19 protein-coding genes are annotated in these 16,089 nt (G+C 61.8%); 10 read left to right on the top strand and 9 right to left on the bottom strand.

The window, feature by feature from the left end; genetic code table 11:
* Window positions 1-58: 58 nt before the first annotated feature.
* The gene (locus RB548_RS04745) at window positions 59-1,777 is read right to left on the bottom strand and encodes a LysM peptidoglycan-binding domain-containing protein (RefSeq protein ID WP_331373883.1); all 1,719 of its coding nucleotides are present in this window, start codon (window positions 1,775-1,777) and stop codon (window positions 59-61) included.
* A gap of 252 nt (window positions 1,778-2,029) precedes the next feature.
* On the opposite strand from RB548_RS04745, the gene RB548_RS04740 reads away from it, so the two are divergent.
* Entirely contained in the window at window positions 2,030-2,647 is a 618-nt protein-coding gene (locus RB548_RS04740; protein ID WP_331373882.1) for an LOG family protein, read from the top strand.
* 102 nt (window positions 2,648-2,749) lie between these two features.
* On the opposite strand, the gene rarD is transcribed toward RB548_RS04740, so the two are convergent.
* The 7 genes from rarD to cysS all read right to left on the bottom strand — a co-directional run bounded on the left by rarD (window position 2,750) and on the right by cysS (window position 9,422).
* On the bottom strand, window positions 2,750-3,688 hold the full coding sequence (rarD, locus tag RB548_RS04735) for an EamA family transporter RarD (RefSeq protein ID WP_331373881.1): 939 nt from the start codon (window positions 3,686-3,688) through the stop codon (window positions 2,750-2,752).
* 197 nt (window positions 3,689-3,885) lie between these two features.
* A complete protein-coding gene (gene cimA, locus RB548_RS04730) occupies window positions 3,886-5,502 on the bottom strand; it encodes a citramalate synthase (protein WP_331373880.1) in 1,617 nt (538 codons plus the stop codon).
* 60 nt (window positions 5,503-5,562) lie between these two features.
* A complete protein-coding gene (gene pip / locus RB548_RS04725; protein ID WP_331373879.1) occupies window positions 5,563-6,525 on the bottom strand; it encodes a prolyl aminopeptidase in 963 nt (320 codons plus the stop codon).
* The gene (locus RB548_RS04720; RefSeq protein ID WP_331373878.1) at window positions 6,522-7,022 is read right to left on the bottom strand and encodes a GFA family protein; all 501 of its coding nucleotides are present in this window, start codon (window positions 7,020-7,022) and stop codon (window positions 6,522-6,524) included. The genes pip and RB548_RS04720 overlap by 4 nt, the downstream gene beginning before the upstream one ends.
* The gene (locus tag RB548_RS04715) at window positions 7,022-7,498 is read right to left on the bottom strand and encodes a GFA family protein (protein ID WP_331373877.1); all 477 of its coding nucleotides are present in this window, start codon (window positions 7,496-7,498) and stop codon (window positions 7,022-7,024) included. The genes RB548_RS04720 and RB548_RS04715 overlap by 1 nt, the downstream gene beginning before the upstream one ends.
* Window positions 7,495-7,977, bottom strand: a complete 483-nt coding sequence (locus tag RB548_RS04710; protein ID WP_331373876.1) for a GFA family protein — start codon at window positions 7,975-7,977, stop codon at window positions 7,495-7,497. The genes RB548_RS04715 and RB548_RS04710 overlap by 4 nt, the downstream gene beginning before the upstream one ends.
* Before the next feature lie 44 nt (window positions 7,978-8,021).
* Complete coding sequence (gene cysS, locus RB548_RS04705) at window positions 8,022-9,422, bottom strand: cysteine--tRNA ligase (RefSeq protein WP_331373875.1); 1,401 nt, start codon at window positions 9,420-9,422, stop codon at window positions 8,022-8,024.
* A 419-nt stretch (window positions 9,423-9,841) separates the two neighbouring features.
* On the opposite strand from cysS, the gene RB548_RS04700 reads away from it, so the two are divergent.
* On the top strand, window positions 9,842-9,988 hold the full coding sequence (locus RB548_RS04700; protein WP_331373874.1) for a hypothetical protein: 147 nt from the start codon (window positions 9,842-9,844) through the stop codon (window positions 9,986-9,988).
* Between the two features lie 22 nt (window positions 9,989-10,010).
* Here RB548_RS04700 and RB548_RS04695 read toward each other — a convergent pair whose 3' ends face one another.
* Complete coding sequence (locus RB548_RS04695; protein ID WP_331373873.1) at window positions 10,011-10,790, bottom strand: SOS response-associated peptidase; 780 nt, start codon at window positions 10,788-10,790, stop codon at window positions 10,011-10,013.
* A 61-nt stretch (window positions 10,791-10,851) separates the two neighbouring features.
* Here RB548_RS04695 and RB548_RS04690 point away from each other — a divergent pair, with 61 nt between their 5' ends.
* The 8 genes from RB548_RS04690 to RB548_RS04655 all read left to right on the top strand — a co-directional run bounded on the left by RB548_RS04690 (window position 10,852) and on the right by RB548_RS04655 (window position 16,031).
* Window positions 10,852-11,322: an NUDIX hydrolase gene (locus tag RB548_RS04690; RefSeq protein ID WP_331373872.1), complete on the top strand. Its 471-nt coding sequence runs from the start codon at window positions 10,852-10,854 to the stop codon at window positions 11,320-11,322.
* Window positions 11,319-11,756 (top strand): TIGR02301 family protein, encoded by a 438-nt coding sequence (locus tag RB548_RS04685; protein WP_331373871.1) that lies wholly within the window; start codon window positions 11,319-11,321, stop codon window positions 11,754-11,756. Before RB548_RS04690 ends, RB548_RS04685 begins: the two co-directional genes overlap by 4 nt.
* 160 nt (window positions 11,757-11,916) lie before the next feature.
* Window positions 11,917-12,186, top strand: coding sequence for a hypothetical protein (locus RB548_RS04680; RefSeq protein WP_085939040.1), 270 nt, complete (start codon window positions 11,917-11,919; stop codon window positions 12,184-12,186).
* A 16-nt stretch (window positions 12,187-12,202) separates the two neighbouring features.
* Complete coding sequence (locus RB548_RS04675; RefSeq protein WP_331373870.1) at window positions 12,203-12,955, top strand: hypothetical protein; 753 nt, start codon at window positions 12,203-12,205, stop codon at window positions 12,953-12,955.
* Window positions 12,956-13,067: 112 nt separating this feature from the next.
* Window positions 13,068-13,916, top strand: coding sequence for a CAF17-like 4Fe-4S cluster assembly/insertion protein YgfZ (gene ygfZ / locus RB548_RS04670; RefSeq protein WP_331373869.1), 849 nt, complete (start codon window positions 13,068-13,070; stop codon window positions 13,914-13,916).
* Window positions 13,913-14,521 (top strand): HD family hydrolase, encoded by a 609-nt coding sequence (locus RB548_RS04665; RefSeq protein WP_331373868.1) that lies wholly within the window; start codon window positions 13,913-13,915, stop codon window positions 14,519-14,521. Before ygfZ ends, RB548_RS04665 begins: the two co-directional genes overlap by 4 nt.
* The gene (locus RB548_RS04660; RefSeq protein ID WP_331373867.1) at window positions 14,522-15,061 is read left to right on the top strand and encodes a tyrosine phosphatase family protein; all 540 of its coding nucleotides are present in this window, start codon (window positions 14,522-14,524) and stop codon (window positions 15,059-15,061) included.
* Complete coding sequence (locus RB548_RS04655) at window positions 15,051-16,031, top strand: NUDIX hydrolase (RefSeq protein WP_331373866.1); 981 nt, start codon at window positions 15,051-15,053, stop codon at window positions 16,029-16,031. The genes RB548_RS04660 and RB548_RS04655 overlap by 11 nt, the downstream gene beginning before the upstream one ends.
* The last annotated feature ends 58 nt before the right edge of the window (window positions 16,032-16,089 follow it).

Genomic DNA, 16,089 nt, shown 5'->3' with positions numbered 1-16,089 from the left:
TTCTGACAGATAGGTTCGCGCGCTTCTCGCCGCAATGGAATTGCCGGCAAAAGGCGGACTATTCTTCGTGCTTCACGTGCTTGCGGTGCATTTCCCGCGATTCGTCTTCGGACATCGCCTCGTCCGGAACACCGAAAACCTGACCCGGACGGATTAAGTCGGGGTTTTCGATCTGCTCCCGGTTGGCAAGGTAAATCGTCGTGTAGCGAACCCCTGCCCCGTAGACCCGGCGCGAAATCTGCCAGAGCGTGTCGCCGCGGCGGATGATGACCGACGTCTTGCTCTCCTTGAGCGGAGCTTGCTCGATCGTCGCGGGTTGCCCGGGTGTCTCGACCGATGTAGCGGCCTGTTCGGATGCGGGCGCTGCGGCAGCGCTGCCAGCGCCTTCGGCCACCGGCGGCTTCATCGGCTTGGCTGCGTCGACAGCCAACGCGGCACCAGACTCAACAACAGCCTCGGCGACAGCACTAGACCGGGTCAGCACAGGGCCGACCGTTGCCTCGACCTTTGCCAGGGCCGTGGCGACGCTTGCCGGGTCCTGCTGTGACGACTTGAGCACCGCCAAAGCATCGGCCGCGGCTTTCGACGCTTCCGCTGCGGCCGTCGCCAGTGCCTGGTTTGCATTGTCCGCCGGCTTGAAGTCGGCGAGCGACTGCAGCGCAAATTCCGTGGCCGAACGGGCCGCGGCAAGCTGCTCGGCGGAGGGCCGTTTGCCATCGGCGAAAAGTCCCTTGAGCAAGGCAACCGCCTTGCTCGCCTCGCCCCGCAAGCGGTCAAGCTCGTTGCTCGCCGCCTCCGACTGCCCGCCAGCGACGGCAGCCACCTGGCTGCCAGCCGGTCGGTCGAAGGGCACCGATGCGCGCATCGTCACCTTGCCGCCGTCCCCGTTCAGCATGTCGGCCCGGATGATGTGGCTGCCGACTGCCAGATCGATCGAGCCGTCAACGACGAATTTGCCCTTGTCGTCGGCTTTCATCTCGCCGACGAACTTATCGTCGGCATAGATGCGCACCAACGCACCGGGCTTGGCGTTACCGGCAACGTATATCGTCCCGCCCTCGATCTCGACGGCGGTAACCTGAAGACCCGGAACGCCAGCGGGTTTCGCCGGCGTATCGAGCGTGCCCTCAGGCTCACCGCCTTGCGCATTCGGCTGAACGGCAACGTCCGCCGGCTTTGCATCGACCTCAGGCGTGGTGATCAGGCGGCTCGCTTCGCCGGGCTTGGACACCATTGCCAGCAATTGGCCGGTCGAGTCCTTCGGCACGGAGACCGTCGCCACTTCTTCGGACGTCTTGGTTACGCCACCTGCACCGACACTGCGCAGAGTCAACTGGTGATCGCCGGCGACAAGCGGCTTGTCAAAAACGGCGGCGAAATCGCCGGCGGCGCCGACGTCAGCCGTGCCGATAACGGTATTGCCACTGAGGATTTCGAGTTTGGTGCCGGGCTGGGCGCGGCCGGCGATGACGGTCGATCCATCGGGCTCGACGCGAAGGATATCGAAGCCCGGAACCGTCCAGGTCGCAGGATTGGACGCGTCAGCGGTCGCCTTGCTCGCGACATCCGGCGCAGCCGCCTGACCCTCCGGGGCGGCCGGGGTGGTTTCGACCTTGGCCGCCGACTTCGTCTCGGCCGGCTGGCCGCCACTCGCGATCGGCTGTGCGGCCTGCTCCTTGTCGTCGTCGCGCAGATTTGGCTGGACAACGAAAACCATCAAGGCGGTGGCGGCTGCCAAGACGCTCAGCGCCACCCAACCGGCTTTGTTCTTCATCATGCTACTCTCCACACGGGGCGGAGCAATACAACGCTCCGCGCATGTCCCCTTTTATCGGCCTGCGGTGCGGACCTTTTTTCGCCATTATAGCGCAACAGCGGCCTACCCGTCCGAATTCTTCAACGTATTACTGAAATTGCTAACGTTTCCTATAGTTTCATACAAGCTCCCACGCCTCATGGGGGGCTCATTACCGCTACTTTTTCCCTCAATTTTCTTGACCGATGCTGCGCTGCAATGTCTTTTGGCTCCATGACCAAGCAAAACACCCCGATTCGATCGATCTGCGTCTATTGCGGCTCTCAGCCAGGACGAGATGCGGCGCACATGCAAGCGGGTCGCACACTGGGAAAATCGATCGCCGATCATGGCCTGCGCCTCATCTATGGCGGCGGCACACGCGGCATCATGGGCGCAGTGGCAAGCGGCGTGCTTTCGGCGGGCGGCGAGGTCACCGGCATCATTCCGGAATTCCTCATGGACAAGGAAGCAACCCGCCACTCACTGGGACAGCTCAACGAACTCGTCGTCACCGCCGACATGCATGAGCGCAAGCACAAGATGTTCGAGCGCAGCGATGCATTCGTGGCCCTCCCGGGCGGCATCGGCACGCTTGAGGAAATCGTCGAAATCATGACCTGGGCGCAACTCGGTCGCCACCGGAAGCCGATGGTCTTCGGCAACATCAACAGCTTCTGGAACCCGATGCTGGAATTGTTGCAGCATATGCGCGATCAGGGATTCGTGCACACGGCCCATCTCGTCCAGCCATTGGTCATCGACCGGCCAGAGGACATCGTCCCCGCAATTCTCGCCTCGGCCGCCGCCAGAGGCCGCGAGGGTGCGACAGAGATCATTTCCAAACTCTAATGCATGTTTCCTTTAATCGTAGCCGATTAAAGGACAAAAACATGCAGCAATTCAAAGTGCTACAGCGACCTTTGCGCGTCTGATAAGACGCGCGGCGCTATTCTACTCGGCTGGAGCGGGCTGTGCCGCGCGACGAGCTCTGCTTTCGGCAAGCATCGCACCCGAATAGACAAAAAGCGCGGCCCAGATCAGCGCGAAAGCGATGAGTTTCGCCGTTCCGAAAGGTTCGTGAAAGACGAAGACAGCGATGACGAAGATCATCGTCGGGGCGATGTACTGCATGATGCCGATGGTGGAGAGCCGCAAGAGCTTCGCGCCATTGGCATAGATCATCAGCGGTACGGCCGTGACGATGCCGCAGGAAAGCAGCCACAGGACATCGGCAACCCCGGTATCACCAAAGTGGCCCTGCCCTGTGGCTTCCAGCCAGATGATGTAGCCGATAGCCGGAATGCTGAGCAACAGCACCTCGAGGAAGAAACCCTGGTTCGGTCCGATCGGCAGCGTCTTGCGGAAGAAGGCGTAGAAGCCCCAGGAAATGCAAAGTCCGATCGAGACCCATGGCAGGCCGCCGGCATCGAACGCGAGCACGGCGACGGCGATAGCGGCCAGCGCGATCGCCACCATCTGCGCATTGTTCGGCCTCTCCTTCAGCAGAACGGCCCCGAGGAAAATCGAAAACAGCGGATTGATATAATAGCCGAGCGCGGTCTCGATGGCGCGGCCGGCACCGATCGCCCAGACATAGATGCCCCAATTGATGGTGATCAGCACAGCGGTAAGTGCCGCCATTCTCAGCATGCTCGGGGACTTGAGCGCCAGCTTCAGCTCCTGCGTGCGACCGAGCCACAACAGCACGAGCCCCGCAAGCGGCACCGACCAGACGATGCGATGGGCGACGACTTCCGCTGCCGGGATGTGTGCCACCGCCTTCATGAAGAACGGCAGGAATCCCCAGAGCAGATAGGCGGAAAGCGCAAAGGCGAAGCCCTTGGCGGAATCGGTGTTCTCGGCGGGGATCTTCGCGTTGGGCTCGGCCATTGTTTGGTTCCTGACATCTCGGGCGCGGCGCATTGGCACAGCGGCCGCTCCGGTCCTTATCGACGGCATGGTCAGCTGACCAATGCCTCCTCATCGTCGGGTCCTACTCCAACGAACGGTAATGCACCAATTCATTTCCGTGAACGAAGAGTGAAACTCTCTGATCGAACCGTGGAAAGTCAGCTCTCCCTCGAACGTCATTCGGCCGCGATCAATCCGATCTGATCGCGATTCTTGAGTAGTTTGTAGACGATACTGTCCATCAGCGCCTGGAAGGATGCATCGATGATGTTGTCGGAAACGCCAACCGTCCACCAGCGCGTGCCGGTGCGGTCGGTCGATTCGATCAGGACGCGCGTGATCGCCTCGGTACCGCCGTTCAGGATCCGGACCTTGTAGTCGGCAAGCTCGAGATCGGCGATCTCCGACTGGTATTTGCCGAGGTCCTTGCGCAACGCGAGGTCCAGCGCATTGACCGGACCGTGGCCCTCGGCAACGGACATCATGACTTCCCCGTCGACGATCACCTTGACCACCGCTTCCGAGACGGTCTTCAAGTTGCCGTTCGCGTCGAAACGCCGTTCGACCATCACGCGGAAGCTTTCGACGTGGAAGAAATCGGGAACGGTCCCGAGGATGCGGCTTGCGAGCAGCGCAAAACTCGCATCCGCGCCTTCATAGGCATAGCCTGTAGCCTCGCGCTCCTTGACGATGGCGATCAGCTTGTCGAGCCTCGGATCGTCCTTGGCAACGCTGATGCCGCGCCGCTTGAGCGCGTTGATGAAATTGGCCTTGCCGCCCTGGTCCGAGACCATGACCTTGCGCAGATTGCCGACGCTTTCGGGCGCGACATGCTCGTAGGTTCTGGGGTCCTTCAACAGGGCTGACGCGTGGATCCCCGCCTTGGTTGCAAAGGCGGACGCGCCGACATAGGGGGCCTGCGGATCCGGCGAACGGTTCAAAAGCTCGTCGAACGCATGGGCGAGCGTCGTCAATTCCTGCAGTTTTTCAGAATCGACTCCGGTTTCGAAGCGGCTCGAATAGGTTTCCTTCAGCGCCAGCGTCGCGATCAGTGTCACCAGATTGGCATTGCCGCACCGTTCGCCGATGCCGTTCAGCGTTCCCTGGGCCTGGCGGACACCGGCCTCCACGGCGGCAAGCGAATTCGCCACCGCCTGGCCGGTGTCGTTATGGGCATGGATACCGAGATTGGCGCCGGGCACGCCTCCGACGATCACGGCGCCAACGATTTCGCGCACCTCCGGCGGCTGCGTGCCGCCATTGGTATCGCACAGCACGACCCAGCGCGCGCCCGCCTCAAGCGCCGTCCTGGCGCAGGCGAGTGCATAGGCGGGGTTTGCCTTGTAGCCGTCAAAGAAATGCTCGCAATCGACCATGGCCTCGCGCCCAGAGGCCACGACGGCCTCGACCGAGGTGCGGATATTGTCGAGGTTCTCTTCGTTCGAGCAGCCGAGCGCTACCTCGACATGATAGTCCCAGCTCTTGGCAACCAGACAGATCGCATCGCTTTTGGCATCGAGCAATGCGCGCAGTCCCGGGTCGTTGGAGGCGGAGACGCCTGAGCGCTTGGTCATGCCGAACGCCACGAATGAAGCCTTCTGCGTGCGCGTCCGCTTGAAGAACTCCGTGTCCGTCGGGTTGGCACCCGGATAGCCGCCTTCGACATAGTCCATGCCGAATTCGTCGAGCATGGCCGCGATCGCAATCTTGTCCTCGACGGAAAAATCGATGCCGGGCGTCTGCTGCCCGTCCCGAAGCGTGGTGTCGAAGAGATAGATGCGTTCCCTGGTCATGGCTCAGTTCCAACGTGCTTTTGAGTCAAGTGCCTGCGAAAACCGCAGACACTTTCTGTGTTATTCCGTCTTGCCTGCATATTTGTCCGTCGCTCGGATCAGGCGGTCGAGAATGCCCGGCTCCGAATAGGCGTGCCCCGCCCCCTCGATCAGATGGAATTCCGCCTGCGGCCAGGCCTTGTGCAACTGCCAGGCATATTTGGCCGGGCACGGCATGTCGTAGCGGCCGTGCACGATCACGCCCGGAATGTCGTTGAGCTTGTGCGCGTCGCGCAGCAGCTGCCCGTCCTCCAGCCAGCCGGCATTGACGAAGAAATGGTTCTCGATCCGGGCAAAGGCATGCGCGTATTCCTCCTCCTCGAATTTCGAGCTCGTCGAAGGCTCCGGCAGCAGCGTAATCGTCTCTCCCTCCCAGATGCTCCAGGCCTTTGCGGCAGCAAGCCGCGTCGTGCGGTCCTCGCTCGTGAGCCGCCGATGATAGGCGAGCATCATCTCATGGCGCTCCTCCGGCGGGATCGGAGCAACGAAGCGTTCCCATTTGTCGGGAAACATCTCCGAGACGCCGAACTGATAGTACCAATCGAGCTCGGCCCTGGTCAGTGTATAGATGCCCCGGACGACGAGTTCGGAAACACGCTTCGGGTGCGTCTCGGCATAGGCAAGCGCGAGCGTCGAGCCCCAGGAGCCGCCAAAAACCAACCATTTTTCGACGCCGGCTAATTCACGCAAGCGTTCGATATCGGCCACGAGATGCCACGTCGTATTCGCCTCGATCTCCGCATGCGGCGTGGACTTGCCGCAGCCGCGCTGATCGAACAGCGTGACATCGTAAAGTGCCGGGTCGAAAAGGCGACGGTGGTTCGGCGAGATCGTGCCGCCGGGTCCGCCATGCAGGAAAACCGCCGGCTTTGCCCCGGGCGTGCCCACGCGTTCCCAATAGATCACATGGCCGTCACCCACATCGAGGCGGCCGGAGGCATAGGGTTCGATTTCCGGATAAAGGGTACGCAATGTAACGCTCACAATGGGTCTTCCTTGGGTGGCCAATGCACGGTGTCGAAGTCGGGATGCTGGCGGTTCGATTCCAGCACAAGCATATGACGCGCGGCCGATTCTTCGGTGCGGTTATCAGTTTCCTTTTCCGGAAGGCGCGGCAGATGGGAAAACCACAGCATGCGAGACTCGATTCCGGACTGATAGATGGGCTGCACGTCGTCGGGATCATCGAGTGAGCCGAGGGCGATGTTCAAAAAATCCTCGCCCGGCATGTCGTAGAAGAGCGGTGTGCCGCAGTCACGGCAGAAGCCGCGCCTGACGAGATGCGACGACCGGAACCAGGACGGCTCTCCGCGGGTGATGAGAAAATCGTCCCGCTTGATGTTGGCGAGCGGCAGGAAGTAGTTGCCCGCTGCCTTCTGGCACATGCGGCAATGGCAAAGATGCGGATCGTCGAGCGTGCCCTCGGCGCGGTAGCGTACCGCGCCGCACTGGCAGCCGCCTGTAAAGATTCGTCTGATCATCACTTCCAAGCCCCTGGCGCCGGCCACCGATCCGTCTCGTGGTCGGGGTGCTGGAAGGAGATGATCTGTTCCTGCCTTGCGTAATAATCCGGATCCTCATGCACCGGCTGCTCGAAAATCGTTTCAACCCAGGGCAGGCGCGAGGCGTAGTTGACCTGGATTTTCGGCGCGAGGTCGGAGCGGTCATCGAAGCTGCCGATCGCAATTTCCAGGCCGCCCGGATGCCGATAGGTCAGCGGCGTTCCGCATTTGGGACAAAAACCGCGATCGATATTGACGGAGGACTGGAAGTAGCTCGGTTCGTCGCGGGTCCACTCGACCCCGTCCTTCGGGGCTGTGACCAGCGCCGAAAAGAAAGACCCGAACTGCTTCTGGCACATGCGGCAATGGCAGATCGACGGGCGGCCGAGCTTTCCATGGATGCGGAAGCGCACGGCTCCGCACTGGCATCCTCCTGTTCGTACAGCATCGGTCATCGCTTTGCCTCCGGTGGCCAGGTTTCGGTGTCGTGATCGGGGTGCTGGTAGGAAACGAGGTCGGCGAGGAAGGAGCCCGCCGCCACATCCTCCATCGTATCTTCGCCCGGGAGTTCGTGCACCCGGTCGACATAGGGAAGCTTCGCCTCGATACCCCATTGGATCGTCGGCGCGATACCTTGGGGTCTGTCGAAGGCGGCGATCGCCAGTGCCATACCGTCCAGCGCTTCATAGCTCAGCGGCGTGCCGCAATCACAGCAGAAGCCGCGCCAGACGGCGTTCGACGACTGGTAGCGCTTGCGCTCGCCGCGCGTCCAGGTGACCTGCGCTCCGCGCACGGAGACGAGCGGCAGATAGAAGTTTCCGCTCGCCTTCTGGCACATGCGGCAATGGCATACCGAGGCGTCGCCGAGCTTTCCCTCGACGCGAAAGCGGATTGCGCCACATTGACATCCGCCAGTTTGGATCTCGTCCGTCATGTTCACGCTCCTCTTCCCTCTGCGGCATCGCACCCGGCTACGGGTTACGCCTGCGACCGCTTGACCTCCCAGGTCGTCACCCGCTCGCCGGTTTCCGGGTCCTTGCCGTCCTTGAGCTGGATGCCTCGTGCCTGAAGATCGTCGCGAATGCTGTCCGCTTCAGCGAAGTTCTTCGCCTTGATCAGTTCGAGGCGGGCACGGACGCGCTCGTCGATCTCATGCACGACTGCCTCGTCGAGCTCGATTTCCTTTGGCGCAACGCCAAGCAGAGCTGCACTTGCGGCGAAAACGCCGGCCTGACGCGAATCGACGGCCGCCTTCTGGGCAAGCGCATGCAATGCCTGGACCGCGGCAACGGTGTTGAGGTCATCCGCGAGCGCCGCGACGATCGCAGGATCCGGTTCGCCGACTGCCTCTCCGGGCACAGGCCATTTTGAGAGCAGATGCTCGGCCTCCTCAAGGCGCTTGAGGGAGAAGTCGATCGGCTCGCGATAGTGCGTCATCAACATTGCAAGCCGCAGCACCTCGCCCGGCCATTTGCGGTCACCGAACTTCTCGGTGTGAAGGAGTTCGTAGATCGTGACGAAATTGCCCTCGGACTTCGACATCTTGCGGCCCTCGACCTGCAGGAAGCCATTGTGCATCCACACGTTCGCCATCACCTCGGTGCCATGGGCGCAACGCGACTGCGCGATCTCGTTTTCGTGGTGCGGAAAAATCAGGTCCAGACCGCCCCCGTGGATGTCGAACACTTCGCCGAGATAATGCCTGCTCATCGCCGAGCATTCGATGTGCCAGCCCGGCCGACCGCGTCCCCAAGGGCTGTCCCAGCCAGGCTCGTCGGCCTCGGAAAGCTTCCAGAGCACGAAATCGCCGGGATTTTTCTTGTGAGCATCGACAGCGATGCGGGCCCCGGCCTGCTGTTCGTCGAGGTTGCGCTTCGAAAGCTCGCCATAGTCGGCCATCGATTTCGTGTCGAACAGCACTTCCCCGGCGGCTTGATACGCATGTCCCTTCGCGATCAGCTTCTCGATGATCTCGATCATCTGGGCGATATTTTCGGTCGCTCGCGGCTGCACGTCCGGATCTAGGCAACCGAGCGTCGCAATATCCTCGAGAAACTGCGTCTCGGTTTTCTCGGTCACGCGACGGATCGCCTCGTTCAGCGGCAGCCCCGGATAATCGCGCAGCGCACGCGCGTTGATCTTGTCGTCGACGTCGGTGATGTTGCGGGCATAGGTGACGTGGTTTGCGCCATAGACATGGCGCAGCAACCGAAAAAGAACGTCGAAGACGATATTCGGGCGCGCATTGCCGATGTGGGCATAGTCATAGACCGTGGGGCCGCAGACATACATACGCACGTTCTCCGGGTCGATGGGCCGGAAATCGGCCTTCTCCCGCGTCAGTGTGTTGTACAGCTTCAAAGTCGGCATAGCGCCCATCCCAAATCTCCAAGCCTGCGTGCAACCGTCGGAATATACAGCGTCCGGGCGGCCCGCACGTTTATCATCTTGGATTTCGGGAGACGAAAACGGCCAGGCCAGCGGATCGCTAGCGAATAATCTTCCGGCAAATAATGCAGATAACCGTTTTCATGGCGACACTTATCGCGCTTCGCACCACGCCGGTCAAGAGGTCAACCACAGGCAAGCAACGACCGGCATCATAAAGTAAAGTCGGCCATGGTTTTGTCATTATTAGCTTATCTGGATCGCCGCAACGGGAAGGAGATTCGCGATTGCAGATTGGCCCCTGCATCCGATCCCTGTTTCCGGAGGAACAAGGGGGGAGCTTTGTTTTCGCGCATAACGGGAAAACGAAGTGTTTCCGGTAAGGGAACGCATCAAGGAGAGAATGCAAAGTGAAGGCCGCCAAGATCACCGAAACGAAGCCGCCCGTCGCCGATCTGGTAACGCTATATCGGCCGCTGGGCCTGAAGGCCGTGCTCGCCGCAGCGCTGCAGGTCAAGGTCAAACCGGCAGGCAAGCTCGTCAAGCGCACCGCCTGAATCCCGCCCGCGCAGCGCCTCGCTAAAACAGGGACATCTGCCTGTTGTTGTCATCCCGGTCGTCATCGCGGTTCCGGCTTGCCGCTTCCGGCGACTTGGCGGGCACGGCTTCGTCCTGGAGTTCGGGTCCAGTATTGGCGATCTTGTTCACCTTGTCCGATACAGGGATAGCCTCGAAATAGTCGCCAGGGGCCGGCGCCATGAGATCGGCGACCTCGCGCGGTTCCTGGGTCCTGCAATCCAGCCAGCGGGCAAAGTCCTCCGGCTGGATCACGACCGGCATGCGATCATGGATATGCCGAATCACCCTGTTTGAACCGGTGGTGAGGATCGCAGCCGTATCGACCTCCGAGCCGTCTGCGGAAGACCAGGTCTCCATGAGGCCGGCAAAGGCGACAATGCCGCCCCTCTTCGGGCGGACCCAGTAGGCCTGGGAAGCTTCGCCCCTGCCTCTTGCCGGGCGGCGCCACTCATAGAAGCCGGAAGCCGGCACCAGAATGCGGCGATGCCGCATCGCCGCGCGGAAGGCGGCCTTTTCCACCGCCGATTCTGAGCGGGCGTTGATGAGCAGCGGGAACTTGCGTGGATCCTTCACCCAGCCGGGCGTGAAGCCCCAACGGACAAGCAGGGTCTTGCGCTCCGGCAGGTTGCTGCCCGGTTTTGCCCGATCCGAGGCGACGACCACGATGATCGGCTGCGTTGGCGCGATGTTGTAGCGCGCCGGGAAGTCTTCCGCCTCCAGCAGCCCAAACAGTTCCATCAATTCTTCCGGCCTCGCCGTCAGCGCAAAACGTCCGCACATGACAGGGATGTGGCACTTCACGTAGGATGGGTCAACGATCCAACGCCATTTTGATTCTGCTATGCAAAAGCGGCCCCAACTCGCCTCCTCCGCCATCCTCGAACGGGATGGGCGCTATCTGCTCGTCCGGCGCGCCAACCCGCCATCGGCCGACATGTACGCCTTTCCCGGCGGCCGGGCTGAGCCGGGCGAAACGCCGGCAGAGACTGCGCTGCGCGAGCTTGCCGAGGAAACCGGCATCAGCGGCCGCGACCCCGTGCTCTTCGAAACCTATGATCTGCCGGGAAAGGAATCGGAGGGGCGGCATTTTCTGCTTTCGGTTTTCACGGTTCAGGCGGATGACGACTCCGTCGCGATCGCCAATGATGACGCCGCAGGCGTTGGCTGGTTTACCCCTGAGGAAATCTTCGAACTGCCGATTCCCGAGAGCGTTCGCCAATGCGTGGAAAGGCTGTCCGGACTCCGGCCAAGGCTCCCCGCAGGCAACGTTTGCCATAAAACCGACGCTGATTCGGATTTGATGGGATCATGACCAGTGCCCCGCCCATTCTTCGACTTGCCTTGACCGGCGCCCTTCTCGTTTTCGCCGTCGGCGCCGCCGCTCAGCAAGAAGAAGCGCCCCAACCGGACAAGGCGACGCCTCCGGTGACCGGGGAAAACGCGACGTCCTATGACCAGCGGCTGGTTCGCCTCGCCGAAATTCTCGGATCGGTCCATTATCTGCGCAATCTCTGCCTCAAGGCCGAGGAAGATACGTGGCGGCGCTCGACACAGGAATTGATCGACAAGGAGGCGGCTGACGAACCGAAACGGCGCGAGCGTCTGACCGCCGCCTTCAACCGTGGGTATCGAACCTTCGCGTCCGTCTACACGACTTGCACCGAGCCCGCCACGCTCGCCGAGCAGCGGTACCGTGCCGAAGGTGCAACACTTGCGTCAGAAATCGTCGCCCGCTTTGGAAATTAGCAAGAAATTAACCTCTTTTTTCGGGACCCCGTGTCGTTTCGGGAAAAGGCTGCTAAGTTTGTTAAGAGAGTGGTAAGAAGTGACCGGCCTATCCGCCCCGTTCAGTTGCGGTTCAGCGGAACGTCGTTAGATTGAGCCAAGTGCACGTATTGGAAGTCGCATGGAACGAATGATGGAACCAAGCCTGACCGACATCGACGACATGATCGTCCACGAGAAAATGCAGGCGGCCCTTGAACATCAGAACGAAGCCTGGGCGGACGGCATGGCGGACGGGATCGAGCCGGAGATCATCGCCGACGCCGCGATCGCGCTGGCCATGCGGGAAACCATCCGTCTCCATGGCGAGGAAGGTGCCGAAGCGATGCTGAATTCGCTTCGTGAGCGAATGCTGGCCGGAGAATTCTCGCCGCAGCGGACAATCCAATAATATCGGGACTGCCTCAATGAGACGGAACCTTGCAAACCGGGCTTCCTCGGTTCGCCTTGTTACGCTGCTGTTGGCCGGCGTAGCCGCGTGCACGCCGATCATGGCTGCTCCCACATTTGCGCTCAGCGAACTTCAAGGGGTCCCTGGCCCTATCGCCAGCGATCAGAATACGGCGCCCTCCGACCAGCCTGAACAGGCCGAGCCAGAGGAGCAGGCACCTCTCGAAATTCCGATGCCTGACCCATTGGTCGATAATGCTGCGGCCAAGGATGACGAAATCGAGGCCCCGCAAGTCGTTGAGCCGGTCGACGTGCTGACGGATGTCTCCAAGATTCCGGCTCCGGTTGCGCGTATGCGTGAACTGATCGTCGAAGCCGCCGCCTCGGGCGATATCGAAAGATTGCGACCACTGCTCGGCAAGGGACCGACCCAAACTCAGGTGACAGGCGTCAGCAGCGACGAGGACCCCGTCACCACGCTCAAGGGCCTTTCCGGCGACCAGGACGGCGTCGAAATCCTGGCGATCCTTCTCGACGTTCTGTCGACCGGCTTTGTTCTCGCTGACAAGGGCACGCCGGAGGAGGCCTATGTATGGCCCTATTTTGCCGAGAAGCCATTGTCCTCACTGACGGCACCCGAAAAGGTGGATCTCTTCCGGCTCGTCACCGCCGGCGACTTCGCCGAAATGGAAGAATTCGGCAGCTATAACTTCTACCGCGTCGGCATCACACCCGACGGCCGGTGGAAGTTTTTCGTCGCCGGCGACTGATTGGACCCAACGACCGGGACCGAAGCACTTTTCCTCGCTCCGCTCCGGCGGCACGCTTGCCGATGGCCGACGAACATCCTACCTCTTCGACAAAGAGAACAGGATTCGAACGATGCCAAAGGTTTGCCTCGATGATCGCGCGATCGTCAGCGTTTCCGGCAAGGACGCCGAAGATCTTCTGCAAAACCTGATTACCACCGACATTGGCGCGCTTGGCTCCGATGAAGTACGTCCCGGTGCCTTGCTGACGCCGCAGGGCAAGATCCTGTTCGATTTTCTGATCTACCGCGACGGCGAGGCGCTCAGGCTGGAGACGACGAGCGACCAGGCCGAGCCACTGCTGAAACGGCTGACCATGTATAAATTGCGATCTGCCGTCGACCTCTCGCTGCGGTCGCCGGCGCCGGTCACGGTCGTGTTCGGCGAAGAGCCGCCGGAAGGAAGTTATCGCGACCATCGATTTGAAAAGGCCGGGCTTTCCGTTTCCCGTCTTTATCGCGAAATAGAAGGCACGGACGCGACGCCCGCCGACTTCGAACGACTGAGGATCGCGAGCGGTGTCGCCGTTTCGGGCGCCGATTTCGCCCTGCAGGATGTCTTTCCGCACGATGTTCTGCTGGACCTCAATGGCGGGCTTTCCTTCCGGAAGGGCTGCTATGTCGGTCAGGAGGTCGTTTCCCGAATGCAGCACCGCGCCGCGGCACGCCGCCGTGTCGTGATCGTTGCCGGCGAGGCGCCGCTGCCGCCGACAGGTGCCAGCATTACGATCAATGACCGATCGATCGGCTCCCTCGGCACCGTACGGCACAAGGCCGGCCTTGCCATCGTTCGTATCGACAAGGCCGGCGAAGCGATCGCCAATGGAGACACCATTCTTGCGGGCGACGTACCCGTCACGTTGACCTTGCCCGGCTGGACAGGCCTTTCGTTCCCCACCGAGGCCGATGAGGCAAGCGCATGATCAATGCGCGAGCCTGGCAGCGTATGCTTTCCGGCCGGCGGCTCGATCTGCTCGACCCCTCGCCGCTCGACGTCGAGCTTTCCGACATCGCCCATGGCCTTGCCCGTGTGGCGCGCTGGAACGGCCAGACTTCGGGGGATCACGCTTTTTCCGTCGCCCAGCATAGCCTGATCGTCGAGGATATCTTCCGTCGGACCAACCGCTGCAATGCGGACGAATGCCTGATGGCGCTCCTTCACGATGCCCCGGAATATGTCATCGGCGACATGATCTCGCCATTCAAAGCGGTCGTCGGCGGTGGTTACAAGACCGTGGAAAAGCGGCTCGAAAGCGCCGTGCACCTGCGGTTCGGCCTGCCACCTCATACGCCCAAGGAACTCAAGGAGCGGATCAAGAAGGCCGATCGCATCGCGGCCTATTTCGAGGCGACCGAGCTTGCCGGGTTTTCGGCGGAAGAGGCCCGCAGGTTCTTCGGCCAACCGCGCGGCATTACGCGGGAGACCCTGCTGATCGATCCGCTGCCGGCGGTCGAGGCGCAGCGGCTGTTCGCCGAACGGTTCAATACGCTCGAAGGGGAACGGACCATGGCAAAGGCGGAAGCCTGAATGACCGGCATTGTCGTCTCGCCGCTTGCGCGCATCGCGGAGATGGCCGTTCGCCACGGTTGCCGCGAAATGGTGAGCCTGCTTGCCAAGGGGCAGGATTTTCACCGCCCCGCCGTCATCGACCGGGCGAAGCACCTGACGATCGGTGTCAACGACATCAGCGTCGCGGGAACGGGCAACCTGATCGCGCCGCAGGAGGAACACGTCCAGCGGATCATTGATTTTGCCCGTAACTGGGACCGTACCCGACCGCTCCTCATCCATTGCTGGATGGGCGTTTCCCGCTCGCCGGCGGCAGCGTTGATCGCGGCGCTGGCGGTCGAGCCGGACCAGGACGATGTCGCGCTCGCTGCGCGCCTGCGCCACGCCTCACCATACGCTACGCCAAACCCACGGCTGGTGGAGATCGGCGACGAGGCGCTTTCGCGAAAGGGCAAGCTCGTCGATGCCGTGCGGTCCATCGGCCGCGGGGCCGACGCAGATGGCAATGCGCCCTTCATGCTCCCCACTCGAGCGGAGAGCGCGCGGCATGCTGACTGACGTGCCGGCAATCACTGTCGAGATCGGCCTCAATGCGGCGATCGTCGCTGTCGCCAACCGCAGCCCGCATATTCTCGCTGTCAGCGAGACGGATGGCGACACGCGCGACAGCCTGCCCTTCGGTCCGTTCGATCCGGCGCGTCACCGCACCTTCGAGACAGGCCTGCGCGACCGCGTCGAAAAACGCATCGCTCTCAGGCTTGGATATATCGAACAGCTCTACACCTTCGGCGATCGTGGCCGCCAGCGGCTGCCCGGCGAGGAAGGCAAGCACATGGTCTCCGTCGGTTATCTGGCGCTGACGCGCACGGACGCGGAGAACAACGAGCAGTTGGCCGAGGCCGGCGCCCATTGGCGAGACTGGTACGGTTATCTGCCGTGGGAGGATTGGCGGCGGGGGCGACCCGCCCTCCTCGATCAGGTCATCCTGCCAGCGCTCACCCGCTGGGAAAACAGTCCGCCATATGACGAACGATCGGCTTCCGCCGCGCAACGTCGCTCCCGCATTCGGCTCGCCTTCGGCCTCGACGACTTTCCCTGGGACGAGGAGCGCGTGCTCGAACGCTACGAGTTGCTTTACGAGGCCGGCCTTGTGCGCGAGGCGGTGATCGACGGGCATTGCGGCAATCTCGACAATCCAGCCATCGGCTTGGCGATGCGCCACGACCACCGTCGCATCGTCGCAACGGCGGTCGCCAGATTGCGCGGCAAGATCAAATACCGACCCGTGGTGTTCGAACTGATGCCGCCGGAGTTCACGCTAACCGATCTGCAGGCAACCGTCGAAGCGATCTCCGGCCGTCACTTGCACAAGCAGAACTTCCGACGTCTGGTCGAGGGGGCAGAACTCGTAGAGCCAACCGGCGGAACGCTTGCCTCCACCGGCGGCAGACCGGCCGCGCTTTTCCGCTTCCGCCGCCAGATTCTCGACGAGCGGCCTGCTCCCGGCCTGAAAGTCGGCGGACGCTAGATCACGATGACTTTAGGTCGAATCGACCTAAAGTCATCAACGTGATCGATTCTAATGA

It is taken from the genome of Sinorhizobium chiapasense (genome assembly GCF_036488675.1).
Taxonomy (GTDB): Bacteria; Pseudomonadota; Alphaproteobacteria; order Rhizobiales; family Rhizobiaceae; genus Sinorhizobium; species Sinorhizobium chiapasense.
The sequence above is the reverse complement of the archived record's forward strand: the minus strand, read 5'-3'. Positions and strand labels throughout refer to the sequence as shown.